Origin of the sequence: Achromobacter sp. Marseille-Q4954 (assembly GCF_943737025.1) — a bacterium.
GTDB classification, from domain to species: domain Bacteria; phylum Pseudomonadota; class Gammaproteobacteria; order Burkholderiales; family Burkholderiaceae_B; genus Achromobacter; species Achromobacter bronchisepticus_A.
Genome location: NZ_CALSFQ010000002.1, coordinates 1,353,306 through 1,378,587, shown reverse-complemented (window position 1 = coordinate 1,378,587; position 25,282 = coordinate 1,353,306). Strand labels below are relative to the sequence as shown.

Annotated in this window: 25 protein-coding genes; 17 read left to right on the top strand and 8 right to left on the bottom strand. The window is 67.3% G+C overall.

Going from position 1 to position 25,282, the window contains the following annotated elements; all coding sequences use genetic code 11:
* Positions 1–41: 41 nt before the first annotated feature.
* A complete protein-coding gene (locus tag NGK62_RS24385) occupies positions 42–566 on the top strand; it encodes a SecDF P1 head subdomain-containing protein (RefSeq protein ID WP_251880704.1) in 525 nt (174 codons plus the stop codon).
* Between the two features lie 16 nt (positions 567–582).
* Here NGK62_RS24385 and NGK62_RS24380 read toward each other — a convergent pair whose 3' ends face one another.
* Both NGK62_RS24380 and NGK62_RS24375 read right to left on the bottom strand, forming a co-directional pair.
* Entirely contained in the window at positions 583–1,437 is an 855-nt protein-coding gene (locus NGK62_RS24380; protein ID WP_251880702.1) for a beta-keto acid cleavage family enzyme, read from the bottom strand.
* Positions 1,434–2,396 carry a 3-hydroxyacyl-CoA dehydrogenase family protein gene (locus tag NGK62_RS24375; RefSeq protein WP_118933978.1) on the bottom strand — a complete coding sequence of 321 codons (963 nt, stop codon included), beginning with the start codon at positions 2,394–2,396 and terminating at the stop codon, positions 1,434–1,436. Before NGK62_RS24375 ends, NGK62_RS24380 begins: the two co-directional genes overlap by 4 nt.
* Before the next feature lie 122 nt (positions 2,397–2,518).
* Here NGK62_RS24375 and NGK62_RS24370 point away from each other — a divergent pair, with 122 nt between their 5' ends.
* Entirely contained in the window at positions 2,519–3,427 is a 909-nt protein-coding gene (locus tag NGK62_RS24370) for a LysR family transcriptional regulator (protein WP_059378440.1), read from the top strand.
* A 198-nt stretch (positions 3,428–3,625) separates the two neighbouring features.
* A complete protein-coding gene (locus NGK62_RS24365) occupies positions 3,626–4,093 on the top strand; it encodes a MarR family winged helix-turn-helix transcriptional regulator (RefSeq protein ID WP_370127811.1) in 468 nt (155 codons plus the stop codon).
* 18 nt (positions 4,094–4,111) lie between these two features.
* Here NGK62_RS24365 and NGK62_RS24360 read toward each other — a convergent pair whose 3' ends face one another.
* Positions 4,112–5,101, bottom strand: a complete 990-nt coding sequence (locus tag NGK62_RS24360) for an XdhC family protein (RefSeq protein WP_251880701.1) — start codon at positions 5,099–5,101, stop codon at positions 4,112–4,114.
* 61 nt (positions 5,102–5,162) lie between these two features.
* Between NGK62_RS24360 and NGK62_RS24355 the strand changes: the two genes are divergently transcribed.
* The 5 genes from NGK62_RS24355 to NGK62_RS24335 all read left to right on the top strand — a co-directional run bounded on the left by NGK62_RS24355 (position 5,163) and on the right by NGK62_RS24335 (position 9,576).
* Complete coding sequence (locus NGK62_RS24355) at positions 5,163–5,789, top strand: nucleotidyltransferase family protein (protein WP_187774054.1); 627 nt, start codon at positions 5,163–5,165, stop codon at positions 5,787–5,789.
* A gap of 248 nt (positions 5,790–6,037) precedes the next feature.
* Positions 6,038–7,000, top strand: coding sequence for an amidohydrolase family protein (locus NGK62_RS24350; protein ID WP_059378445.1), 963 nt, complete (start codon positions 6,038–6,040; stop codon positions 6,998–7,000).
* 20 nt (positions 7,001–7,020) lie between these two features.
* Positions 7,021–7,845 carry an alpha/beta fold hydrolase gene (locus NGK62_RS24345; protein WP_118933897.1) on the top strand — a complete coding sequence of 275 codons (825 nt, stop codon included), beginning with the start codon at positions 7,021–7,023 and terminating at the stop codon, positions 7,843–7,845.
* 30 nt (positions 7,846–7,875) lie between these two features.
* Positions 7,876–8,925 carry a 2,5-dihydroxypyridine 5,6-dioxygenase NicX family protein gene (locus NGK62_RS24340; RefSeq protein ID WP_059378448.1) on the top strand — a complete coding sequence of 350 codons (1,050 nt, stop codon included), beginning with the start codon at positions 7,876–7,878 and terminating at the stop codon, positions 8,923–8,925.
* A 30-nt stretch (positions 8,926–8,955) separates the two neighbouring features.
* Positions 8,956–9,576 (top strand): N-carbamoylsarcosine amidohydrolase, encoded by a 621-nt coding sequence (locus tag NGK62_RS24335; protein WP_251880699.1) that lies wholly within the window; start codon positions 8,956–8,958, stop codon positions 9,574–9,576.
* A 73-nt stretch (positions 9,577–9,649) separates the two neighbouring features.
* Here NGK62_RS24335 and NGK62_RS24330 read toward each other — a convergent pair whose 3' ends face one another.
* From NGK62_RS24330 to NGK62_RS24315, 4 genes are read right to left on the bottom strand one after another with little or no spacing between them, the layout of a single operon-like run.
* Positions 9,650–10,168, bottom strand: a complete 519-nt coding sequence (locus NGK62_RS24330; RefSeq protein ID WP_059378451.1) for an aromatic-ring-hydroxylating dioxygenase subunit beta — start codon at positions 10,166–10,168, stop codon at positions 9,650–9,652.
* Between the two features lie 17 nt (positions 10,169–10,185).
* Positions 10,186–11,475, bottom strand: a complete 1,290-nt coding sequence (locus tag NGK62_RS24325) for an aromatic ring-hydroxylating dioxygenase subunit alpha (protein WP_059378452.1) — start codon at positions 11,473–11,475, stop codon at positions 10,186–10,188.
* Positions 11,476–11,514: 39 nt separating this feature from the next.
* Complete coding sequence (locus tag NGK62_RS24320) at positions 11,515–12,813, bottom strand: NAD(P)/FAD-dependent oxidoreductase (protein WP_251880698.1); 1,299 nt, start codon at positions 12,811–12,813, stop codon at positions 11,515–11,517.
* Between the two features lie 2 nt (positions 12,814–12,815).
* Complete coding sequence (locus tag NGK62_RS24315; RefSeq protein WP_054459045.1) at positions 12,816–13,130, bottom strand: non-heme iron oxygenase ferredoxin subunit; 315 nt, start codon at positions 13,128–13,130, stop codon at positions 12,816–12,818.
* A 403-nt stretch (positions 13,131–13,533) separates the two neighbouring features.
* Here NGK62_RS24315 and NGK62_RS24310 point away from each other — a divergent pair, with 403 nt between their 5' ends.
* The 9 genes from NGK62_RS24310 (at position 13,534) to NGK62_RS24270 (ending at position 24,143) form a co-directional block, all read left to right on the top strand.
* The gene (locus tag NGK62_RS24310; RefSeq protein ID WP_059378455.1) at positions 13,534–14,637 is read left to right on the top strand and encodes a TRAP transporter substrate-binding protein; all 1,104 of its coding nucleotides are present in this window, start codon (positions 13,534–13,536) and stop codon (positions 14,635–14,637) included.
* A 23-nt stretch (positions 14,638–14,660) separates the two neighbouring features.
* The gene (locus NGK62_RS24305; protein ID WP_118933892.1) at positions 14,661–17,063 is read left to right on the top strand and encodes a xanthine dehydrogenase family protein molybdopterin-binding subunit; all 2,403 of its coding nucleotides are present in this window, start codon (positions 14,661–14,663) and stop codon (positions 17,061–17,063) included.
* Positions 17,060–17,887, top strand: a complete 828-nt coding sequence (locus NGK62_RS24300; RefSeq protein WP_251880696.1) for an FAD binding domain-containing protein — start codon at positions 17,060–17,062, stop codon at positions 17,885–17,887. Before NGK62_RS24305 ends, NGK62_RS24300 begins: the two co-directional genes overlap by 4 nt.
* A 5-nt stretch (positions 17,888–17,892) precedes the next feature.
* Positions 17,893–19,113, top strand: coding sequence for a xanthine dehydrogenase family Fe-S subunit (locus NGK62_RS24295; protein ID WP_251880695.1), 1,221 nt, complete (start codon positions 17,893–17,895; stop codon positions 19,111–19,113).
* A 63-nt stretch (positions 19,114–19,176) separates the two neighbouring features.
* A complete protein-coding gene (locus NGK62_RS24290; protein ID WP_059378459.1) occupies positions 19,177–20,202 on the top strand; it encodes an ABC transporter substrate-binding protein in 1,026 nt (341 codons plus the stop codon).
* Positions 20,199–21,008, top strand: coding sequence for an ABC transporter ATP-binding protein (locus NGK62_RS24285; RefSeq protein WP_059378461.1), 810 nt, complete (start codon positions 20,199–20,201; stop codon positions 21,006–21,008). Before NGK62_RS24290 ends, NGK62_RS24285 begins: the two co-directional genes overlap by 4 nt.
* Positions 21,005–21,781, top strand: coding sequence for an ABC transporter permease (locus NGK62_RS24280; RefSeq protein ID WP_118933889.1), 777 nt, complete (start codon positions 21,005–21,007; stop codon positions 21,779–21,781). Before NGK62_RS24285 ends, NGK62_RS24280 begins: the two co-directional genes overlap by 4 nt.
* 74 nt (positions 21,782–21,855) lie before the next feature.
* Positions 21,856–22,482 (top strand): TRAP transporter small permease subunit, encoded by a 627-nt coding sequence (locus tag NGK62_RS24275; RefSeq protein ID WP_118933888.1) that lies wholly within the window; start codon positions 21,856–21,858, stop codon positions 22,480–22,482.
* A 2-nt stretch (positions 22,483–22,484) separates the two neighbouring features.
* The gene (locus NGK62_RS24270) at positions 22,485–24,143 is read left to right on the top strand and encodes a TRAP transporter large permease (RefSeq protein ID WP_059378465.1); all 1,659 of its coding nucleotides are present in this window, start codon (positions 22,485–22,487) and stop codon (positions 24,141–24,143) included.
* 35 nt (positions 24,144–24,178) lie between these two features.
* Here NGK62_RS24270 and NGK62_RS24265 read toward each other — a convergent pair whose 3' ends face one another.
* Complete coding sequence (locus NGK62_RS24265; protein WP_251880693.1) at positions 24,179–24,979, bottom strand: class I SAM-dependent methyltransferase; 801 nt, start codon at positions 24,977–24,979, stop codon at positions 24,179–24,181.
* Positions 24,980–25,282: the final 303 nt, after the last annotated feature.

Genomic DNA, 25,282 nt, shown 5'->3' with positions numbered 1-25,282 from the left:
CTGCCGCCCCGGCCTCAATGATTCATGAGAGGTATACAGCCATGACACGTCGCATCATTCTTCCGGCTTTGATTGCATCGAGCGCATTGCTGGCGGCTTGCCAGCCCATGGCGCCTCAGAAGGGCGCGAATGCCGCGACCCCTGCCATCCAGCCTGCGCCGCAAGACACCGCGGCGCAGGCGCGGACTGCCACGCCGGCGGTCGAGTTCCGCCTGGCCCAGGACCGGCCGGGCGCCGATCTGCGCGAGCTGCGGATGTCCGACAAGACCTACTACTTCCTGCTGGCGCCCGCGCTTACCCGGGCGGATCTGAATGCCGCCACGCCCATGAAGACCCGCGATGGACAGCCTTTCGTCAGCCTGCGGTTCACGCCGCCCGGTGCGCAGAAGCTGGCGCAGATCGGCCGCCAGTACCCGGGAAAGTGGCTGGTCTTCACCATAGACGGCAGGCTGGTGGGCGTGCCGCGCATCGCAGGCCCCATGGAGGAGGGCATCCTGAACCTGACGATGAACTCGGAGGAACAGGCAATCAACGTTGCGCAGGCGATAGAAGGGGCGGCGCAGTAGCGCCGCCCAGGCCGCGTCAGCCGACCGCGCCATAGATGCGGCGAGCGTCGGCCGCCGTGGCCAGCGGGCGGCCCAGCGCCTGCGCGCCTTGCGCGGCCTGCAGCACCAGCGCCGAATTGCCCGGCGCGGTGCTGCCGTCGCGCAGCTTCAAGTTGTTTTCGAAGCCCACGCGCATGTGGCCGCCGAACGCGGCGGCGGTGGTGACGCAGGCGTTCTCCTCGGGGCCGAAGGCGCATACTGCCCAGGGCAGGGACTGGTCGTACGCGGCCAGGAAGGGCAGCAGGTCATAGGCCGAAGAGGTCTGGCCCGCGCTGTAGCGGCCCAGCACGAACAGCACCGACCACGCTCCCGGCGGCACCAGGCCGCGCGCGCGCAGCGACAGCCAGCGGCGCACGTCGCCTTCGTCGTACAAGATGATCTGCGTCATGATGCGGCGTTCGGCGATCCAGGCCAGGAAAGCCGCAAGCTCGCTTTCCGGGATATCCGGCACGGCGATCTCGCGCAGTCCGATGGACACGGCCTCGGGTTGCAGCTCGCGCACCAGGGCGATCTGCTCTGCCGCCTTGTAGACGCCGGCGGCCTCGCTGGTCACCTGCACCAGCAGTTCGTCGCCCACGGCGCCGTGCACCGCGGCCAGGGCGTCGCGGTAGGCCTGGGCGTCCAGCAGGTGGCTGCCGTCGGGTTTGCGCACGTGCATGTGCATCATGGCGGCGCCGGCGTCCAGGCAGGCGCGCGCTTCGCGCGCCAGGGCTTCGGCGGTAAGGGGCACGGCTGGATGGTCGGCGGCCTTCTTGTAGGCGCCATTGGGCGCCACGGTGATGATGACGGGCGAGTCGGCCAGCGCGGCGCGGGGCAGGGGGGTGTTGCTCACGGCTTGATCTCCGGCAGTTCGGGGGCAATCAGGTCCAGGCCCGCGCGCAACAGGCGGTCGTAGCGCGCGCGTTCGGCACTGATGGTTTCGGGCGTCCAGGCGTAGAAGCCCTCGCCCGTCTTCATGCCGTGGCGGCCGTCCTGGGCGCGTTCGGTCAGGCAGCGCGCCGGTTCGCTGGCGTTGCAGAACGTGGGGTACATGGTGGCGCCGGCCGCGGCATGCACGTCGATGCCGGCATGGTCGCGCTGCATCACGGGGCCGGCCGCCAGGAAGCGGAAACCGAAGCCGAAACGCACCGCCGCGTCCACGTCTTCCGGCGAGGCGATGCCGCGGTCGATCAGGTCGAAGGCTTCGCGCGACAGCGCGTGCTGCAGGCGGTTGGCCAGGAAACCCGGCAGGTCCTGGCGCACCTTCACCGGCACGCTGCCGCAGCGCCGCATGAATTCGATCAGCGTGTCGGCGCAGGCGTTGTCGCTGGCTTCGCCCAGCACCACTTCCACCAGCGGCACCAGATGCGCGGGCATGAAGAAGTGCAGGCCCAGCATGCGGCCACGGGTATCCAGGCCCTGGCTGATGGCGCTGATCGGGAAGCTGGAACTGTTGCTGGCCAGGATGGCGTCGGGCCGGGCGCGTTGCGCCAGGTCCGCGAACAGCGCCTGCTTGATGTCCAGGCGTTCGGGGATGCACTCGATGACCAGGTCCACGCCGGACCAGTCCACCTCGTCCAGGCTGGCGGCGGTGGACAGCAGGGCGGCGTTCGCCTCCCGGCCTATGGTCTTGAGGTTTTCCGCGACGCGGGCGGGCACGCCCGCCGCGCGCCCGGCATTCGATTCGATCACCGTCGTGCGGCAGGCCGCGCGGGTCAATACCACGGCCACGTCGGCTCCCATGGTGCCGCCGCCCACCACCACCGCATGCGCCGCGCCCGGATTGGGCAGCGCGATCGCGTCCGTCTGCATGGTTTGCTCCTTCATCTGAAACTACGCTGCAGGCGAGTGTAGAGAACCCGCTTTGATTGATGAATCAGATTTTTTGGATAGAATGATCTTGTATTTAGATCAATAGAGAGGCCGCGCCCGGCATGCAGATCAATCTTTCGATGCGCGATATCGATACCACGCTGGTGCTGGGCCGCACGCTCAACTTCCGCCAGGCGGCGGCGCAGCTGCACCTGTCGCAGTCGGCCCTGTCCACGCAGATCCAGCGTATCGAAGACGCGCTGGGCGTGCGCCTGTTCGACCGCACCACGCGCACCGTCCGCCTCACCGCCGCGGGCGAGGTCTTCATGCAGCAGGCTGCCGCCCTGCAAGCGGCCTTCCGCGACGCCATTGCCGCGGTCAGCGGCATCGTCAATGCGGAACAGGGCCAGGTATCGGTGGCGGCCTTGCCCTCGATTGCCGCCCGCCTGCTGCCGCGGGTGCTCATGGCCTATCGCCAGGCCCATCCGCTGGTCGCCCTGAAGGTGCGGGACACCTTGTCGGGTCCGGCTTTCGACCTGGTGCGCGCGGGCGAGGTCGACTTCGCCCTGACCGCGGCCGACCCGCAGCACGGGGATCTGCACTACGTGCCGCTGATGTCCGACAGTTTCCTGCTTTTGATCCCCGAAGCCCATCCGCTGGCGCGTGCCCGCGGGCCGCTGCGCTGGGCCGATACGGCGGATGCGGCGCACGTGTCCATGGTGCAGCCCAGCAGTGTGCGGCAGTACACGGAATGGGCTTTCCTGCAGAACCGGATACGCTTTACGCCTGCCTTCGAGGCCGAGCATCTGACCACCATCGTCGCCATGGTCGAATGCGGATTCGGCGTCGCCGCGCTGCCCGAAATCGCTGCCGCGGCGGTGGCGCAAAATGGCATCGTGCAGCGTCCCCTGATCGGACCGGTGGCCGAGCGTTCGATCGGGCTGGTCACGGCGCGCAACCGCAGCCTGTCGCCCGCCGCGGCGGCGCTGGTGCAGACGTTGAAGGAATATCTGGCGCAGCAGGCGCGATAGGCCGGGTGGCTGGTTCCGCGGCTGCGTGCTGTGCGGTTTTGATTTCACGCAAGCGTCGGCAGTGTGCCGCTCGACAGGCGGGAGGCGGTGGTATTATCCTCAGTACACTAACTAAACTGGAGCTGCCTCAACGTGCCGGATGTACAGAAAAAGACGACGTCCCAGAAGCGCGTCGCAACTCATAAGGCAGACACCAAGATCTTCGATCCGGCCAAGCAGGTGCTTTGGTCGCGTCCTGGATATCTGGTGCGGCGCCTGAACCAGATCCACTACGCCATGTTCTACGAGGAGTGCAAGACGCAGAACGTGACGCCGGTGCAGTATGGCGTGCTGACCGCGCTGTCGCTCAGCCCCTGGCTGGACCAGACCGCCATCGGCATGGAGCTGGGCCTGGATCGCACCACCACGGCGGATGTGGTCAAGCGCCTGCAGGAGCGCGGCCTGGTGGAGCGGCGCATCAATCCCAACGACAAGCGCTCGCGCCAGGCCGTCATCACCCAGGAAGGCCTGCGCATCATGGGCATCTTGCAGGAGGGCATGGCCCGCGCCCAGCAGCGCCTGCTGGAGCCGCTGTCCACGCGCAACCAGGAAATCTTCATGAAGCTGCTTTCCACCCTGGTGGAAGCCAATAACCAGTACAGCCGCACCACGCTCAAGCCCATGTAGGACAGGGGCCTGTCTGCTTCAGCCTGGCAGCGCGCTGGTTTGGGGCGCGCTGCGGGCGGCCTCGCCGTCGCCCAGCGTATTACGGACCCAGATCAGTTCGGCGGCGATCGCCACCGCAATCTCGGCCGGCGTCTTGCTGGCGATGCGCAGGCCCACCGGGCCGTGCAGGCGCGCGATCTGGCTGTCGTCCAGGTCGAACAAGCGCAGCCGTTCGCGGCGCTTCTGCTGGTTGGCGCGCGAACCCAGCGCGCCCACATAGAAGGCCCGCGATTTCAGCGCTTCCAGCAAGGCCATGTCGTCGAGCTTGGGATCGTGGGTGACCGCCACGATGGCGGTGCGTTCGTCGGTGCCGATTTCCAGCACGGCGTCGTCGGGCATGCTGGTGAGCAGGGTTGCCTGGGACAGATTCCAGTCGCCGTAGAACTCCTCGCGCGGGTCGCAGACCGTGACGTGGAAATCCAGCGTGGCGGCGATGTTGGCCAGCACCTGCGCGGTCTGGTTGGCGCCGATGATGAGCAGCCGCCAGCGCGGACCGTAGACGCTGCGGAAGATGCGGCCGTCGAAATCCGGGCCGTCGGCCGGGCCGGCGGGAGACACCGAGCTGCTGCCGTCCTGCAGGTCCACCGTGCGCTGGATCAGGCCATGGCCGCGTATGGCTTGCAGCACCAGGTCCAGCCATTGGGTGTTGCGCAGCGGTTCGCTGATCAGGCGCAGCGTGCCGCCGCAAGGCAGGCCGAAGCGTGCGGCCTCGTCGCGGGTGACGCCGTAGGTCAGGCGCGCCGGGGCGTCCTCGAGCGTGCCTTCGCGAGCGCGCAGCATCAGGTCGTCTTCGATGCAGCCGCCGGAAACCGAACCGACCATGCGGCCATCCTCGCGCACGGCCAGCATGGCGCCCGCCTGGCGCGGGGCCGAGCCCCAGGTCTGCACCACGGTCACCAGGTGCACGCGGCTGCCCGCGGCTACCCAGTCCCGCGCATGTTGCAATACGTCCAGATCCAGAGCGTTCATCGGCTTCTCACAGTGAAAGGCCGCGGTGCTGCCACGGCTTATATTCACTATACTGATCATTATGGCGACTGTCTCTAGTGTCTATCCCTACCCGGGCCCCGCGCGCGCCGGCATCCTGCTGGCGGCGGGGCAGGGCTCGCGCTACGCCGCGCAGCGGCCGGGCGCCGACAAGCTGCTGGCGCCGCTGCCGCAGGGCGTGTGCGTGGCGGCAGCCAGCGCCCGGACGCTGCGCGCGGCGGTGGACATGGTCGTCGCCGTGGTGCGGCCCGGCCGCGCCGCGCTGGCCGGATTGTTGCGGGCGGAAGACTGCGTGGTGTTGGAGACGGACCGGGCGGAGGAGGGCATGGGGGCCAGCCTGGCCGTGGCAGCGCAGTATCTGCAGGGCCTGCCCGGCACGCCTGCCGCGGTGCTGGTCGCGCTGGCCGACATGCCCTGGATCCGCCGCGCAAGCCTGGAGAGCGTGCTGGATGCGCTGCGCGATGCGCCGATGGCCGCGCCCGCGTACCAGGGGCAGCGCGGCCATCCGGTGGGATTTCGCGCGGAATTGCTGCCGCAGCTGGCGGCGCTGAGCGGGGACGAAGGCGCGCGGCGGCTGCTCAAACAACCCGGACTGCAATGGGTCCCCACCGAAGATCCCGGGGTGTTGCGTGATGTCGACACGCCTGCCGACCTGGACGAAGGCGGCTGAACACCGCCTGTAGGCCAGGCCGCCGTGGCGGCCTTTTTTTGCGCTCCGGGATTTCCCTAATTTGTCAGTACGCTGACTATAAAGTCAGTATACTGACGTAAATTTGGAAGCCCTCGCAGGACTTTTCCCAATGGGAAAGCGGCTGCGCGCGATTCCGATTGTTCCGATGTAATAGTCAGTGTACTGATAAACAATGCTGACGCGCCGTGGCAGGACAGGGTCCGCGCCATCAAACTGGGAGTAGGGGAATGAGCAAAGTACGCAAGATCGCGTTTGAGGAGCACTACACCGCGGTCGGATTCAAGGACTATTCGAAGAGCTTCGCGCAGCACATCGATCCCGCCGTGCTGGCCGACCTGGCCGCGCGCCTGGTGGATTTCGACGAAGTCCGGCTGGGCGAAATGGACCGCGGCGGCATCGACTACGTCATCCTGTCGCAGACCGGGCCGGGCGTGCAGGCCGAAGCCGACGCCGCCGTCGCGCTGCGCCGCGCCAAGGAAAACAACGACTTTCTGGTCGAGCAGGTGGCCCGCCACCCGACGCGCTACGGCGCCTTCGCCACCGTGCCCATGCATGATCCGCTGGTCGCCGCCGCCGAACTGGAGCGCTGCGTCAAGCAGCTGGGCTTCAAGGGCGCGCTGATCAACGGCCACACCAATGGCGTGTACTACGACGGCCGCGCCTACGACCCGTTCTGGGAAAAGGTGCAGGAGTTGGACGTGCCCGTCTACCTGCACCCGTCCGATCCCTACGTCATTCCGCAGGCCTACTCGGGCCACCCCGAGCTGGTGGGCGCGTGCTGGGGCTGGGGCGTCGAAACCGCCACCCATGCGTTGCGCCTGCTGTTCGGCGGCGTGTTCGACCGGTTTCCCGCGGTCAAGCTGATCCTTGGCCACATGGGCGAAGGCCTGCCGTTCCTGCGCTGGCGCTTCGACAGCCGCTTCGCGGTCTATTCGCACGGCATCAAGCTGGCGCGCGCGCCTTCCGAATACCTGGGCAGCAACATCCTCATCACCACGTCCGGGGTCTGTTCGCCTCCCACGCTGATGGCCGCCATCGCCGAAATGGGCCGCGAGGCCGTGATGTTCTCGGTGGACTATCCCTACGAATCGACCGCGCTGGCCGTGGAATTCATCGAGCAGACGCCGATGGACGACGCGACCCGCGAACTGATCTGCAACGGCAACGCGCGACGCCTGTTCAAACTCTGAGCCCAGCCCGGGAGACTGACATGAGCAACTTCCTGTATGGCGGCAACGTCCATGCCAATGGGATCCGCCAGCATTACCTGCGCTACGGCGGCGAACGCGGCGCTGGGCGCGATCCAGTCATCATCGTGCCGGGCATCACCAGCCCGGCGGTCACCTGGGGTTTCGTCGGCGAGCGCTTCGGCGCGGCTTTCGACACCTATGTGCTGGACGTGCGCGGCCGCGGCCTGTCCGCAGCCGGCGCCACGCTGGACTACAGCCTGGACGCGCAGGCCGCCGACGTGCTGGCCTTCGCAGAGGCGCTGGGCCTGGCGCGCTACAGCGTGGTCGGCCATTCGATGGGCGGACGCATCGGCGTGCGCGCCGGGCGCGGCCAGCCGGCAGGACTGAGCCGCCTGGTCCTGGTGGACCCGCCGGTGTCCGGTCCCGGCCGCCGGCCGTATCCCGCCAAACTGCCCTGGTATGTCGATTCCATGGCGCAGGCGCGCCACGGCATGGACGCCGAGGCCATGCGCGCGTTCTGCCCGACCTGGACCGAGGAGCAGCGCCAGCTGCGCGCCGAATGGCTGCACACCTGCGACGAGCGCGCCATCATCCAGAGCTTCGAGGCCTTCCAGAGCGACGACATCCACGCCGACCTGCCGCTCCTGGACGTGCCGGTCCTGCTGATCACGGCGGAGCGGGGCGACGTGGTGCTGGACGCCGACGTGGCCGAGATCCAACGCCTGGCTCCCGGCACGCAACATCACCGCGTGCCCGCCGCCGGCCACATGATTCCGTGGGACAACGAGGAAGGCTTCTATGCCGCCTTCGGCGATTTCCTGGGCGCGCCGCTGGCGCGCGGCTGAAGCGCGCGACCGTCAAGCAAGGAGGGCATCATGCCTATAAGCGACTACGAAATGGTGAAGGCCTGGCAGCAGGTATTGACCCTGTCCAAGCTGCAAGCGGGGCAGACCGTCACGGTGCTGACCAGCGCGGCTACCCATCCGCAAACCCTGGCGACGGCGCTGATCGCGACGCAAGCCATGGGCGCCATCGTGAACCGTCTGGACCTGCCGCCCGTCAATGGCGAGCGGGCGCTGAGCCGGGACTCGCTGGCCTACCTGGGCACCACGCCGTTGACCGGCAACAAGGCCGCCATTGCGGCCCTGAAGGAAAGCGACCTGGTGCTGGACCTGATGACGCTGCTGTTCTCCCCGGAACAGCACGAGATCCTGGCCACCGGCACCAAGATCCTGCTGGCGGTGGAGCCGCCGGAAGTGCTGGCGCGGCTGGTGCCGACCGAGGCCGACCGCGCGCGGGTCAAGGCGGCGGCCGCGCGCATCGGCGCGGCGCGCGAGATGAGCGTGGTATCGGAGGCGGGCACGGACTTGCGCTGCCCGCTGGGCGAGTTCCCGGCCATCAGCGAGTATGGCTTCGTCGACGAACCCGGGCGCTGGGACCATTGGCCCAGCGGCTTCGTGCTGACCTGGCCGAACGAAGGCGGCGCCAACGGCAAGATCGTGATCGACGTCGGCGACATCCTGCTGCCGCAGAAGCTCTACGTGCGCTCGGCCATCGAGCTGACCGTAGAGAACGGCTACGCCACGCGCATCGACGGCGGCGTGGATGCGGAACTGCTGCGCGAGTACGTGGCCTCGTTCAAGGACCCGGAAGCCTACGCGATTTCGCACATAGGCTGGGGCCTGCAGCCGCGCGCGCACTGGACCACGCTGGGCCTGTACGACCGCGAAGCCACCATAGGCATGGACGCGCGGGCCTATGAGGGCAACTTCCTGTTCTCGCTGGGCCCCAACAACGAAGCGGGCGGCAACCGGACCACCACCTGCCACATCGACATCCCCCTGCGCGCCTGCACGGTGCGGCTGGACGGGGAAGACGTAGTGCGCCAGGGCAAGGTGCTGGACGGCGCCGGCCCCCAGGCTTAGCACGCAATCACCGTACTAGGAGTTCCCTACATGAATGACGATATCTCGGCCTACGCGCGCCAGGGCTTCGGCACGGCGATGGCGCCCAAGGCGCCCTACGGCCTGCTGATCGTGGACCTGGTCAACGGCTTTGCCGATCCGGCGGTGTTTGGCGGCGGCAATATCCCCCAGGCCATCGAACAGACCGTGGGCCTGTTGGCGCATGCGCGCAAGCAGGGCTGGCCGGTGGCGCACAGCCGCATCGTGTTCGCCGATGACGACGCGGACCACAACATCTTCACCTTGAAGGTGCCGGGCATGCTGACGCTGAAGGAAGCGGACCACAACAGCGCCATCGTGCCGCTGCTTGCGCCCGCGGCAGGCGAGCTGGTGGTGCGCAAGACGGTGCCCTCGGCGTTCTTCGGCACCAGCCTGGCGGCCTGGCTGTCGCAGCGCGGGGTGCAGACGCTGCTGGTGGCGGGCGCGGTCACCAGCGGCTGCGTGCGGGCCAGCGTGGTGGATGCCATGCAGTACGGCTTCCGGCCGCTGGTGGTGTCGGATTGCGTGGGCGACCGCGCCATCGGCCCGCATGACGCCAACCTTTTCGACATGCAGCAGAAGTACGCCACCGTGCTGACGCGGGACGAAGCCGTGCGCGCCACGCAGGCCTGAACCGGCGCGGCGTGCGGGAAAAAAAAGGGTTGCGCCTCGCCGGCGCAACCCTTTTGTGTTGGTCTCCCGCGTTCTAGACGGGATAGACCAGGTCGTTGGCCAGGATGGTGGTGTCATACACCACCTGCCGTTCCTTCAGCTTGAGCACGCCGTCCTGCCGCGTGTAGCGGTCGTAGTAGGTGCCGGCCAGGTGCAGCGTGGTGGGGCCTTCCACCAGCGTCTGCATCAGCATGAACGCGGCCTGGGACTCGATCTCGCCGTTGGCGGATTCGCTGATGACGCGGGTGTTGCTGACCAGATGCAGCATGTAGCGCGGGGCGAACATCTGGGTGCGTGAAATGGCCACGGCGCGGTCATGCATCATGGCGCGGCCTTCGGAGTACACCAGGCCGACGGGCAGACCCAGTTCGGCGTTCTCGCGCGCGGTGACGCGGTACAGGCCGTCCTCGGTGAAGAAGTCCGGCCAGGCCTCGACCTGGCCCGCATCCAGGGCGGCGCAGTAGTCGGCGTGGAATTCCTCGATCTCCAGTCGCAGCGCGATGGCGCGCGCGGGATCGATCTTGCGGGGGGAGTATTCGAATCGGGTTCTCATGTTTCCTGGTTCCTGCCTCAGAAGCCCATCACGCTGCGGTAATAGCTGTACATGGAGCGGATCGCGGCTTCCGAGATCAGCGTGTTGGAGGTGCCTTGCTTGCCGGACTCCAGCTTCAGCACGTTGACGTCGGTGCTGGCGCGGCGCACGCCTTCCTGCACGAACTTCATGGCTTCGTTGTCCTCCAGGCCGAGGAAGCCCGCCGGCCCCATCAGGTTGCCCTGGCGCAGACGGTGGCGCTCCATCTCGGGCGTGTCGTCCTCGTAGCCGAACATGGTCCATTGCATGATCATGCTGTCGGGTCCGTTGGGCACGATCTGGCGCACGCCCAGCGTATTCATTTCACGTTGCACGATCAGGTTGGGCCAGACGGTCTGCATGGTGACCGACCAGGGCGAATCGAATTCCTTGACGAACTCCAGGAAGCGGTCGTCCTGCAGGTGCAGGCCATCGTGGAAGGAGCGCATTTCCTTCTTGTTTTCTTCGCTGACGTTGGCGTATTTGTCCTCGCTCTTGGCCGAGGCCATGGTGCCGTGGCGGCCATGCACCGGGTCGACCAGCATGGCGGACTTGTTGCCCGCCACCAGCAGCCCGAACACCACCAGGAACGAATGCAGCAGCGTCGCGTGGTACGGATCCTTCAGGTTCTCGTGGTACATCTTCCAGTTGCACGGCAGCTCGTTGCGGTAGTAGCCGTGGATCTTGAGCTTCTTGCCCGGGAAGACGGTATCGAAATCGGCCAGGATCTCCGGCGTCAGGTATTCCTCGATGGGTTCGACCTCATCGCTGTAGGACGCGAAGATGACGCCGTTGCGCGTGGTGACGCGCAGCTTGCGCAGGCCGTGGTCTTCGTTCTTGAAGTCCTTGGGCATGCCGCCTTCGCGGTTCACGCCGCGCTTGAAGGGGATGCCCTGTAGATTGCCCTTGAGGTCGTAGGACCACTGGTGGTAGGGGCAGACGAATTCCTTGGCGTTGCCCTGGCTGTGGCGGCAGAACTCCGCGCCGCGGTGGGCGCAGCGGTTCTCGAACACATTGACCGAGCCATCTTCGGCGCGCGACACCACCACCGGGGTCGGCCCGACGTAGGACCGCTTGTAGTCGCCCGCGTTCGGCAGCTCGGCTTCCAGGGCCACGTAGTTCCAGGTCTTGCCGTGAAAGATCTTCTCCACTTCCTGGTCGTAGACGGCGCGGCTGGTGTAGACCCAGTCCGGGATGTAGTGCAGCGCGTCTTCCGGCCAGACACAGTCGGCCAGGGCAGTGTCCTTGGACGCCATCGTAAGGCCGATGACGGTTTGCGATTGATACATGAAAAGCTCCTGTCGATGCGGGGGCGGTATTGGTGGGGTTCAGGACGCGGCGGCGTTCTGCTGGCAGGCTTTCACCAGCGGCTTGAGCGCCACGGTTTCGTCGGCGTAGCGCTCGGGATCGATGGCGATGCCTTGTTCGAACAGCACGCGTAGCTGGCGCAGGTCGCCGCCGGCGTTGATGGCGATGGCATGCACCGGCACGCCGTCGCGGTGGCCAAGCCAGATGAACTTGGGCGCCTCGGCCTGCGCTTGGGGCACGCCGCGGCAGGCATAGACAAGGTCCGGCTGGGGCAGGCCCAGCATCTGCACGTTGCAGCCGTATTGGTCGGTCCAGAACCACGGATAGGGCTCGGCCGGCGCGGGCTGGTCCAGCATGCCGGCCGCGGCCGCGCGCGCCTGTTCGTTGGCGTTCTGCCAGGATTCCAGCCGCAGCGCCATGTTCAGGTGGCGCCGGTGCTGGCTGGCGCAATCGCCGGCCGCATATAGATAAGGGTCGCTGCTGCGGCAGGCGGCGTCCACCGCGATGCCGCCATTGGCGGGGTCCAGCGCCAGGCCGGCCTGCGCGGCCAGCGACACGTCGGGCACCAGGCCGATGGCCACGACCACGACGTCGGCCTCGATGGCGGAGGCGCCCTGCAATTCAATGTTGAAGCGCGCCTGATGCCGCACAGCGGTATCCGCATGGGGCTGCCAGTCGGTGCGGACGATGCGCGCATCCAGGCGCAGGTCCACGCCGGCGTGGCGGACGCGTTCGGCCAGCCAATCCGACAGGGCCGCGGGCAGCACGCGTTCCAGCAGGCGGGGCGCGCTTTCCAGCACGGTGACTGCGGCGCCCAGGGCGCGTGCGGTGGACGCCACCTCCAGGCCCAGGAAGCCGCCGCCGATGACGGCCACGCGCGCCTGCGGCGTAAGGCCGGCGCGCAGCGCCGCGGCATCGTCCAGCGTCCTGATGTAATGCACGCCCGGCGTGCCGCGCGGCAGGCTGGGCAGTTCGCGCGCGCGCCCGCCGGTGGCGAGCAGGCAGCGGCTATAGGGGAGGCTGCGGCCGTCGGCCAGTTCGACCAGGCGCTTGGCAGCGTCGATCCGCAAGGCCTCGATGCCGGTCAGCAGCGTGACGCCTTGCTGTTCATAGAAGTCTTGGGGGTGGACTGCGGTCTGGCCGTGCGCGCCGGGGTTCTGCAGCACGTCCTTGGACAGGGGCGGACGCTCGTAGGGCGCGTGCGCTTCCTGGCCGATCAGCGTGATGGGGCCAGCGTGGCCCAGGCCGCGCAGCGTGGCCGCCGCCACCGCGCCGGTCTGGCCGGCGCCGATGATGAGGATCGGATCTGCGTCAGCCATGGTCAGCCTTGCAGGTTGGCATAGATGTCCTGGCCTTCGACCTTGACCGGATAGATGCGGATGCCGGTGGTGGCGGGCGCGCACATGGCCTGGCCGGTGCGGATGTCGAATTTGGCCTGGTGCAGCGGACATTCGATGCAGCCGTCTTCCAGATAGCCGTCGGACAGCAGCGCGTAGGCGTGGGTACAGACATTGTCGGAGGCGTGGAACTCGCCTTCGATGCGATACAGCGCAAGCTGTTTTTCGCCGGCGGCGACGGGGATCACCTCGTCGTCTTCGGTCAGTTGGTCGGTAGAGGCAATGCGGATCCAGTTCATATCAACTCGCTCGTCAGTATGCTGAGTAATTGTCGTCAGTGTACTGCCTAAAAAAACAAGTCAGGAGCTAGGGATTTCCCCGACAGGCGGCGGGTCGAAGGGCGGCGGCGGGGGCCTATTATGCACGGCGTTCGCAGCCCGCAATCGCGGCCGTCCGCTATATGTAAGGAGTACCCGCAAATAGCCCTCGGAGCCGTGAAAAAAATTCGCTGAAATGAGTGCAAACCCAGGCGTTTCGCGGGCGTCGGCAGTGGGGATTTACCTTGTTGACACTCAAAATTACTGTCAGTATGCTGATCAACAATTCAGTGTGCTAACGTTTTTTTCGGGTGTACGCGAGTGGCGTTGGCATGAGTTGAGGCGGGTCCAAGGGGACTCAATCGAACCAGATCGGGAGCAATGAATGCAACGACGCCGTTTCCTCGCACAAGCCGCCGGCGCAGCCGGCGCGGGCCTCGCCACTGTGGGCATGCCTGCCGTGGCGCAATCCGCGCCGTCGGTGCGCTGGCGCATGTCCACCAGCTGGCCCAAGAGCCTGGACACCATCTACGGCTCGGCCGAAGAACTCTGCAAGCGCGTGGCGCAGCTGACCGACGGCAAGTTCGAGATCCGCGCCTTTCCCGGCGGCGAACTGGTGCCCGCGGCGCAGAACATGGACGCGGTCAGCAATGGCACGGTGGAATGCAACCACGTGCTGAGCACGGCCTACATCGGCAAGAACACCGCCCTGACGTTCGACACCGGCCTGTCCTTCGGCCTGAGCGCGCGCCAGCACAACGCCTGGATCGCCTACGGCGGCGGCTTGAAGATGCTGCGCGCGCTCTACAAGAAGTACAACATCGTCAACCACGTCTGTGGCAACGTCGGCGTGCAGATGGGCGGCTGGTACCGCAAGGAAATCAAGTCCGTCGCCGACCTGAAGGGCCTGAACATGCGCATCGGCGGCATCGGCGGCATGGTGCTGTCCAAGCTGGGCGCGGTGCCGCAGCAGATCCCGCCGGGCGACATCTATCCCGCGCTGGAAAAGGGCACCATCGACGCGGCCGAATGGATCGGCCCCTACGACGACGAGAAGCTGGGCTTCAACAAGGTGGCGCCGTACTACTATTCGCCGGGCTGGTTCGAAGGCAGCGCCTCGATCACCAGCATGGTGCACGACAAGGCATGGGAAGCCCTGCCGCCGGCCTACCAGGCCGCGTTCGAGGCGGCGGCCGGCGAGCAGACCATGCGGATGCTGGCCAACTACGATGCGCGCAATCCGCTGGCGCTGCGCAAGCTGATCGCCGGCGGCGCCAAGGTCAGCTTCTTCCCCAAGGAAGTGATGGACGCGGCGTACAACGCCTCGCAGGAACTGTGGGTCGAGCTCTCGGCCAAGAACCCGGACTTTGCCGCCATCTTCCCCGATTGGAAGAAATTCCAGGCCGAGCAGGCGGCCTGGTTCCGCGTGGCTGAAAGCCCGCTGGACAACTACACCTTCGCCGCCGTGGCGAAGGCCCAGGCCAAATAACAAGCAGGAGATAAAGGGTAGTCATGACGACAGCAAACGCCGATACGCACGGCCGGCCAGGCAAGCCGCAGGGAGTAGGCGCGCGGGTGCCGCGCAAGGAGGACGCGCGCCATCTGCACGGCAAGGGCAATTTCGTGGCCGACATGGCCATGCCCGGTCTCTGCGAGGTGGCTTTCCTGCGCAGTCCGCTGGCGCATGCGCGCATCGCCTCGGTGCGCGTGGCCGAGCAGATCGCGGACAAGGCGTTTGTGCGTCAGGCCATGGCCGACGCGCGCGACATCGTGGCGGATTCCACCTTGCCCAGCTACCAGGTCTCGGCCCAGCCGCCGCTGGCCTCGGGCAAGGTGCGATTCGTGGGCGAGCCCGTAGCCATGGTGTTCGCGCCGACCCGCGCCGAAGCCGAGGACTACGCCGAGATGATCGAGGTCGACTACGACGATCTGCCGGTGTATGCGGACGTCGTCAGCGCCCAGGCCGCCCAGGGCGATTTCGTGCACGAGCAGTGGCGCGACAATGTCTTCGTCACGCTCAACGTCGACAAGCAGTTCGACGAGCTGGCGGCACAGGCCGACGTGGTCGTGCGCCGCAAGATCGACCTGTCGCGGCAATGCATGGTGCCGATGGAAGGAAAGGCCGTGCTGGCCTACTGGGACCATCAGGCCGACCAGCTGGTGGTGGTCAGCGCGACCCAGGTGCCGCATATGATCCGCAGCGTGCTGGCCCAGTGCCTGGACCTGGAGCAGGGCCGGGTGCGGGTGGTGTCGCCGGACGTGGGCGGCGCCTTCGGCTACAAGTGCGTGCTGCAGCAGGAAGAGCTGTGCGTGGCCTGGCTGGCCAAGACCTTCAAGAAGCCGTTCCGCTTCATCGAAGACCGCCGCGAACACCTGACCGCGGGCGCCAATTCGCGCGAGCACCATTATGAAATGGTGGCCTACGCCGACCGCCGCGGCAAGCTGCTGGCGCTGGACGCCAAGATCACCATCGACGGCGGGGCCTATTCGGTCTGGCCGTTCACCATCGGCCTGGAACCGGGCCAGGCCATCGGCAACCTGCCGGGACCTTATGCATTCAAGGGCTATCGCTGCGTGACGCGGGCAGTGGCCACCAACAAGCCGGGCTTCGTGCCGTATCGCGGCGTGGCGCGCACCGGCGTGTGTTTCGCCATGGAACTGACGATGGACGCGATCGCCCGCGAGGTCGGGCGCGAGCCTTGGGAAATCCGCCAGGAGAACCTGGTGCAGGGCGAGCAGATGCCCTATGTCAACGTCACCGGCAAGCACCTGGACAGCGGCGATTATCCGGCCAGCCTGCAGCAGGCCATGGACATGATAGGGGTGGACGCCGTCCGCGAGCGTCAGCGCCAGGGTGAGGCGGACGGCCGCCTCATCGGCGTGGGCCTGGCGACGTACACCGAGCAGGCCGCGCATGGCACTTCGGTGTTCGCCGCCTGGGGCACGCCCGTGATACCGGGCTTCGACCAGGCGACCGCGCGGGTCACGCCGGACGGCGGGCTGGAACTGCGGGTCGGCGTGCATTCGCACGGGCAGGGCATGGAAACCACCTTCGCCCAGATCGCCAATGAGATCCTGGGCGTGGACGTCGCCAGCATCAAGCTGCTGCACGGCGATACGGGGCAGACGCCGTTTTCCACCGGGACCTACGCCTCGCGTTCGCTGGTGATGTCCGGCGGCGCCGTGTCGCAGGCCTGCAAGCGCCTGCTGCCGCGGCTCACGCATATCGGCGCGCATCTGCTGCAGGCCGACCCCGCCAGCGTGGCCTGGAACGGCGACCGGCTGGAAGCCGGCGGCAAATCGGTGTCGGTCAAGGACGTGGCCGACGCATGGTACCTGCGGCCGCAATTGCTGCCGCCCGACGTGGACCCCGCTGGCCTGGAAGTCACCGTGGGCTACAAGCCCAAGGTCGACACTGGCTGTTTCACCTATGCCACCCATGCGGCGGTGGTGGCGGTGGACCCGGGCACGGGCGGCGTGGAAATTCTGGATTATGTGGTGGTGGAGGACTGCGGGACCATGATCAACCCCATGGTGGTCGAAGGCCAGACCATAGGCGGCGTGGCCCAGGGCATAGGCACCGCGTTCTACGAGGAAACGCCTTACGACGACAACGGCCAGCCGCTGGCTTCGACCCTGGCGGACTACATGCTGCCTGGGGCCACCGAGGTTCCGAACATGCGCCTGCACCACTTCGAGACGCCGTCGCCGCATACCGAATTCGGCGCCAAGGGCATGGGCGAGGGCGGCGCCATCGCGCCGCCGGCGGTGCTGTTCAATGCGGTCAACGACGCGCTGCGGCCGTTGGGCGCGGCCGAACTGCTGCGCACGCCCTTGTCTCCGACGCGGGTGCTGGCCGCCATCGCTCAGGGCAGCCGCAAAACCGCAACCGTCGCCGCGGAGGTGACGGCATGAAGGCCGCCGCATTCGAATATTCCCGCCCGGACACGCTGCAGGACGCCTTGCGGGCGCTGCGCGGGCACGAGGGCCGCGCCAAGCTCATGGCCGGCGGCCAATCGCTGGGTCCCATGTTGAACCTGCGCCTGGCGCGTCCGCCCGTCGTCATCGATATCTCCGGCTTGTCCGAACTGCGCACGGTCTCGCGGCAGGATGGCAGGCTGCGCGTCGGCGCGGCCGTGACCCATGCCGAGATCGAGGACGGCGTGCACGAACTGTTGCGCGGGACGCCCATGCAGCAGGTGGCGCCGGGCATCGCGTATCGCGCCGTCCGCAACCGCGGCACGCTGGGCGGCAGCCTGGCGCATGCCGATCCGGCGGCCGACTGGGTGCTGACCGTGGTCGGCCTGGGCGCGACGCTGGAGATCGCCGGGCCGGACGGCGTGCGCATGCTGCCGGCGGAAGACTACATGCAGGGCGCCTACACCACCGGGCTGCGCGAAGACGAGCTGATCGCCGCGGTGCACATCCCGGAAGCCGGGCCGCAGGCGCGCTGGGGCTACTACAAGTTCTGCCGCAAGACCGGCGAATTCGCCGAGGCCAGTTGCGCCGCGTGGTTCGATCCGTCCTCGAAGACGGCGCGCATCGCGGTGGGGGCCCTGGACGGTGCGCCCAGATTGCTGCCCCAACTGGCCGCGCGCATCGCGCAGCACGGACTGGCGGGCCTGGATGACGCGCTGCTGGCCAGCGAGCTGGCCGGCGTCATGCAGGACAAGGATGAACACCATCGCAAGCTGCACGGGACCGCGGTGACGCGCTGCCTGGCGCAGGCCTTGGGTTGACAGGAATGAGCATGGTTCAGGTGACATTGGAAGTAAACGGCAAGCGCGTGTCGCACGAGGCGCCAGCGCGCATGCATCTGGGGGATTTCCTGCGGGATCAGGCGCGCCTGACCGGCACCCATCTTGGCTGCGAGCACGGCGTCTGCGGCGCCTGCACGGTGCTGGTGGACGGCGCGCCGGTGCGCTCCTGTATCTCCTTCGCAGTGGCCTGCGAGGGCCGGCAGGTGACCACCATCGAAGGCTATGACGCCGATCCGGTGATGCAGCGGCTGCGCGCCGCCTTTACCAGGCACCACGCCTTGCAATGCGGTTACTGCACCCCGGGCATGCTGGCGACCTCGCGCGATATCGTGCTGCGCTTGCCGGATGCGGATGAAGGCCGGGTGCGTGTCGAGCTGTCCGGCAATCTGTGCCGCTGCACCGGCTACATGGGCATCGTCGCCGCCGTCATGTCGGTGCTGGCCGAGCTGCGGGAACAGCCCGACCCCGCGGTAGAGGCGCTGCGCGCCGCCCAGGCGCAGGGCCGCGGCGCCGCGCCTGCGGCGGAAAAGCCGGTGGCGTTCGCGGGGTTCACGCCGGCCGTGGCCAGCCATCCGGCTGCAAGCGCCGCTGCGGCGCCGGCTCCGGCAGCCGCTCCGGCCGGTAGAAAGGAAGGCAAGAAGGAAGGCCGTGGCAGCCAGATCGACGGCGGCTTCAAGGTGCCTTTCCCGGCTGCGGAGGTCTGGGCCTTCATGGTGGATCTGCCGGCCCTGGCCAGCTGCCTGCCGGGCGCCTCGATCGAGGAACACGAGGGCGACCGGGTCAAGGGCAAGATCGCGATCAAGTTCGGCCCCATGTCCGCCGCCTTCAATGGCGCGGCCCGCCTGGAACGCGACGACGCGGCCATGCAGGCGGTGTTCCGCGGGGCAGGGCAGGACTCGCTCAGCCAGTCGCGCGCCAACGGCGACATCACGTATCGCGTGGAGGCGCTGTCGCCTACGGAAACGCAGGTCCACGTGAACCTGCTGTATTCGCTGCAGGGACCGTTGGCGCAGTTCTCGCGTTCCGGCCTGGTGCAGGACTTCGTGCGCCGCATGATCGCGGATTTCGGCAACAACGTTACCGCCCGGCTGCGCCGGCCCGCCGCCGCGGGCGAAGCGCCGGTCCAGGCCAGTTTCAATCCCACGGCCATGTTCTTCAGCGTGCTGTGGGCGCGCATCAAGCGGTGGTTCGGCCGCGGCGGCTGAACACGCGTGGTACCGGCGGCCGCGGGCGCGGCCGCACAGTGTCGACACATAACGGGGAAAATCATGCTCGCGGTATTCGCAAGAAACTGGCGCAACGCATTGTTGGGCCTGGCCGCTGTCGCGCTCAGCGCGCCCGCCTGGTCCCAGGCTTTGGAGCCTTTGAAGGTGCGGCTGGACTGGACGCCCTGGGGCGTGCACGGCGCGTTCCACCTGGCGCAGCAGAAGGGCTGGTACAAGCAGGCCGGCCTGGACGTGACGCTGGAAGACGGCAACGGATCCGTCACGACGGTGCAGATCGTCGGCGCCGGCGACAGCTTCGACCTGGGGCATGCCGCCCTGGCTTCGGCCATGATCGCCCGCGAGAAAGGCATGCCGGTCAAGGCCGTGGCCGTGTTCGCCCGGCAGAGCGATATCGGGCTGCTGGTCCCGGCCGACGCCGGCATCACCGGCCCGGCGCAGCTCAAGGGCAAGAAGGTGGCCTATACGGCGGGCTCGCTGGAAGCGCCGTTCATCGACGCCTTCCTGGCCGCGGGCAAGCTCAAGAAGAGCGACCTGGAACTCATCAACGTGGATGCCGCCAGCAAGGCGTCGACCTATGCCGTGGGGCGGGCCGACGCTGCATTCTCCACCATTCCGTTCTTCCTGCCCGTGGTGTCGCAGAACCGCCCGTCCAGCGCGGTGCGCTTCGCCGATTACGGCCTGAACATGCCCAGCTTCGGCCTGTTCGCCAATGAGTCCAAGCTGGCACAGCGGCGCGATGCCATCGCGCGCTTTGCCAGCGTCAGCGCGCGGGCCTGGGAGTACATCTACGCGGGACACCAGGACGAGGCGGTCGCCGCCATCCTGGCGCAGCGGCCGCAGGCGCGGCTGGACAAGAAGGTGCTGCGCGGGCAGATCGACGCCTTGCAGCCGTACTTCGGCCAGCCGGCGGCGGGCGCGCGGCTGGGCGCCATCGTGCCGCAGGACTGGACGCAGGCCGTAACGACCTTGTCGACGGTCGGGTTGATCAGCGCCAGCGCGCAGCCCGCCACGTTCTATGCGCCCGACCTGGTGCATCCGGAACGCTACGACAGCCTGGTGCAGCCATGACGCAATGGGCCGTGTCCGCCAAGGACGTGCGCAAGCGCTACCCGGGCGCGGCAGGCGTCGAAGCGCTGGCGTCGGTGTCGGTAGACGTGCCGCGCGGCCGCTTCGTCAGCATCCTGGGACCCAGCGGCTGCGGCAAGAGCACGTTCCTGCGTTGCGTGGCCGGGCTGGAGACCGTCTCCAGCGGCGAGCTGCGGGTGGAGGGCGTGCCGGTGCAGGGGCCGCCGGACGGCATGGGCATGGTGTTCCAGCGCGACGCGCTGCTGGAATGGCGCAGCGTGCGCCGCAACATCCTGCTGCCGGTGGAATTCGCACACAAGCCGGTGGCCGCCTATGCCGACAAGGTGCGCGCGCTGCTGGCCCTGACCGGGCTGGAGAAGTTCGCCGAGAGCTACCCGCGCGAGTTGTCCGGCGGCATGCGCCAGCGCGCCGCCATCTGCCGGGCGCTGGTGGACGATCCGAAGCTGCTGCTCATGGACGAACCCTTCGGCGCGCTGGATGCGCTGACGCGCGACCAGATGAACGTCGAGCTGCAGCGGATCTGGATGGAAACCCGCAACACGGTGCTGTTCGTGACGCACGGCATCGCCGAGGCCGTGTTCCTGGGCGACGTGGTGATGGTGTTCTCGCCGCGCCCGGGCCGCATCCTCGAAACCATAGAAATCGACCTGCCGCGGCCCCGGCCGCTGGCGCTGCGCGAGACGCCGCAATTCGGCGAATACGTGCGGCACATCCGCGGCATGTTCCAGAGCATGGGCCTGATAGACGAGGGCGCGCGCGCCGCGTCCGGCGTGGAGTCCGTCCAATGAGCGCGCTCTTGAAAGGCGCGGGCCGGCGCATGGCCGGGCTGGTGTCGGTGTTGGTCTTCCTGCTGCTGTGGGAAGCCGCGGCGCGGATTTTCCATGTGCGCGCCATCATGCTGCCGCTGCCTGGCCAGGTGGCGCTGGAGCTGGCCGCGGAATGGAGCTGGTACGCCGGCCATGCCGCCTATACGCTGATGACCACGCTGGCCGGCTTTGCGCTGGCGGTGGTGGGCGGCGTCGCGATCGCCGTCATGCTGGTGGGATCGCGTTGGTTCGAACGCTTCATCTATCCCTTGATCGTGGCCCTGAACAGCGTGCCCAAGGTCGCCATCGCGCCCTTGTTCGTGATCTGGATGGGCACGGGCGCCGAACCCAAGATCGCCATTGCCTTCCTGATCGCCGTGTTCGCGATGATCGTGGACACCGTCCACGGCCTGCGCTCGGTGCCGCAGGACGTGCTGGACCTGGGCCGCGTGCTGAAAGGTTCGCGCCGCGATTTCTTCTTCAAGGTGCGGCTGCCGAGCGCGCTGCCTTCGATCCTGGCGGGCATGAAGGTCTCGATTTCGCTGGCGCTGGTGGGCGCCATCGTCGGCGAGTTCGTCTCCTCGCAGCGCGGTTTGGGCTACGTGATCATGAGCGCCCAGGGCACCTTCGACACGGTGCGGGTGTTCGCCGCGATCTTCGTGCTGGCCCTGATGGGCATGCTGCTGTTCGCCTTGCTGGGGTGGCTGGAAAGGCGCGTGACGCCCTGGCTGCGCCACCACCGCGAAGACGACTGACAGGTTCAAGCCCGGGGCACCACGGGCTGAATGTGGGGCAGGTGCGTGATTAGAAACGATTCTGGGGAAAACAGATGCAAGCACTACTCGCCTTGTCGCGTGGCATAGACGCGATCAATCTGCGCATGGGCCGGGCTGTGTCCTGGGTCACGCTGCTGGTTGTGCTGGTGAGCGCCGGCAACGCCATCATGCGCAAGATATTCCATGACAGCTCGAACGCCTGGCTGGAGCTGCAGTGGTACATGTTCGGCGCCATGTTCCTGCTGACCGCAGGCTACACGCTGCTGAAGAACGACCACGTCAGGGTGGACATCATTGCGTCGCGGCTGTCGCGCCGCGCGCAGATCGGGATCGAGATCTTCGGCGTGCTGTTCTTCCTGCTGCCCGCCTGCCTGCTGATCATGTACCTGTCCTGGCCGGTGTTCATGGATTCGTACCTCAGCAACGAGCATTCCTCCAATTCCGGCGGACTGATCCGCTGGCCGGTCAAGCTGCTGATTCCGGTGGGCTTCGCGCTGCTGGTGCTGGCCGGCGTGTCGCACCTGATCAAGTGCGTGGGCTTCCTGATGGGACGCTGCCGCGATCCGCGCGAACGCGAAGGCGCCAAGAGCGCGGAAGAAGAACTGGCCGAGGAAATCGCCCGCGAAGCGCAGGCGCGCGAAGCGGCCGCGCAGAACGAACTGGATAAGAAGGGCCGCTGATCATGGAGTTTCTCATTGCCAATCTGGCGCCGATCATGTTCGCGACGCTGATTATCTTTCTTCTGTTGGGCTTTCCGGTGGCGTTCGCGCTGGCGGCCAACGGCATTCTGTTCGGCCTGGTCGGCATGGAGCTGGGTCTGCTCAACTCCTCGCTGTTCCAGGCGCTGCCGCAGCGCGTGTTCGGCATCATTTCCAACGACACGCTGCTGGCGGTGCCGTTCTTCACGCTGATGGGCCTGGTGCTGGAACGATCCGGCATGGCCGAGGACCTGTTGGAGACCATAGGCCAGCTGTTCGGCTCGATCCGTGGCGGCCTGGCCATCGCGGTGGTCTTCGTGGGCGCGATGTTGGCGGCGACCACGGGCGTGGTGTCGGCCTCGGTCATTTCCATGGGCTTGATCTCGCTGCCCATCATGTTGCGCAACGGCTACGACCGCAAATTGGCCAGCGGCGTGATCGCGGCGTCCGGCACGCTGTCGCAGATCATTCCGCCTTCGCTGGTGCTCATCATCCTGGCGGACCAGCTTGGACGTTCCATCGGCGACATCTACCGCGCCGCCATGGTGCCGGGCTTCATCCTGGCGGGCCTGTACATCGTCTACGTCGTCATCATGAGCCTGCTGAAGCCGGATTCGGCGCCCGCGCTGCCGGAAGAGGCGCGCCGCTTCCAGGAGCCGAACGGCGGCCGCGGCGGACGTTCGCTGCTGGTGCTGATGACGATTTCCGCCGTGTCGGCCTACTTCCTGGGACTCTGGGTCGAGAACAACACCGCGCCGATGGACGAGCGCATCGTGGTGGCGCTGCTGTTCTGGGGCGCGACGGCCTTCGTCATCGCGCTGGTCAACAAGGCGCTGGGCCTGGGCCTGCTGTCGGCCCTGGCCGAGCGCGTAACCTTCGTGATGATCCCGCCGCTGGCGCTGATCTTCCTGGTGCTGGGCACCATCTTCATCGGCGTGGCCACGCCCACGGAAGGCGGCGCCATGGGCGCGGTGGGCGCCATCCTGATGGCGGTGGCGCGCCGCCGCCTGTCGCTGGACCTGCTCAAGCAGGCCATGGACACGACCACCAAGCTGTCCTGCTTCGTGGTGTTCATCCTGGTGGGTTCCACCGTGTTCGGCCTGACTTTCCGCGCCGTCAACGGCGACCTGTGGGTCGAGCATCTGCTGACCGGCCTGCCGGGCGGACAGTGGGGCTTCCTGATCGTGGTCAGCATCCTGACCTTCGTGCTGGCCTTCTTCCTGGACTTCTTCGAACTGGCGTTCATCATCGTGCCGCTGCTGGGGCCGGTGGCCGACAAGCTGGGCATCGACCTGATCTGGTTCGGCGTGATCCTGGCCGTCAATATGCAGACCTCGTTCATGCACCCGCCGTTCGGCTTCGCGCTGTTCTACCTGCGATCCGTGGCGCCGCGCGACCGCTACAAGGACCGGGTCACGGGCAAGATGATCGAGCCGGTCACCACGGGACAGATCTATTGGGGTTCGGTGCCGTTCATCGTGATCCAGCTGTTGATGGTGGCCGCGGTGATGGCGTTCCCGGGCATGGTGATGCACTACAAGGGCACGGCTGCGGTCGTCGATCCCAGTTCGGTTTCGCTGGAGGTCGGGGGCAGCGGCTACGGGGGCAGCGCCTACGGCGCGGATGCCAATCCGTTCAAGTGATGCGGCAGGGGCGCCCAGGGGGCGCCCCTTGACTTTCAGGGCTTGACCGCGTGTGTGGCCAGGAACGTCGGCAGGAAACGGTCGATCAGGAAGCGCGGCTGAGGCTGCTCATCCTCATAGAATCCCTTCAACAGGAATCCGGCTTCCAGCTGGCCGCCGATCTGTTCGCCCAGACTGTGCCCGAACACCAGCGCGTCGCCCCGGCCCTGCTTTTCCGCCAGTTCCGATGCGCTCAGGTCGCGCAGGTCGGAGTAGGGCAGCCGGAAGCGCGGCCGGATCAGACCCTGTTCGGCCAGTTCCGGCGCGCGGTCTCCGACGAACACGACCGGGTTGTAGAAGCTGCTGAGCAGCCTGCCGCCATGCTTCAGCACCCTGAAGCACTCCCGCCATACGGGCCGCACGTCAGGCACGTACAGGTTGGAGATCGGATGCACGATGCAGTCGAAGGACGTGTCGGCGAACGCCGAAAGATCCCGCATGTCTCCCTGCGCGGTTACGAGCGCCAGGCCGTCGCGGCGCGCGACCATCTCGTCCTGGGCCAGCTGCAGCGGCGAAGCGTCGAACACGGTCACGTCCGCGCCGGCCGCGGCCAGCACGGGCGCCTGTTGGCCGCCGGCGGAGGCCAGGCACAGGATGCGCGGAGCCGGATTCATCGCCGGCAGCCAATCCGCGGGCAGGGCGCGCGGCGTGATGTGCACCCGCCAGTCGCCGCGGCGCGCGGCCTCGATCGTTTCGGGGCCGACCGGTTGCGACCAGGCGCATTGCTGCGCGGCCTGGCGGTCCCAGGCGGCGCGGTTGTGTTGATAGATATCGATGGTGGTGTCAGTCGCAGGCATTGCGTTTTCCTTGTGTGAAGGGGAAAACTGCCGATGCGCGGAATCCGCGAGCCTGAGCCTTGCGGGGGCAGTCCGCGGCGCGCCGATGGGCGCCGGGTCCTGCAAGACATCAGAATGGAACAAGCAATGCGGCTCGCGCGCCAGGCAGCGCGGGGAGTCAAGATGCGCGTGGGCATCCCGGCATTTACTTGTTCACTCTGAGTGCTCCGGTGGAAGGGGAGAGGGTTGCAAGCTTAACCCGGGCGGCGCGGCGGGGACAAATGACAGTCTGGAACCGGCGCAGGCTCGACGCGGCGCCGGACC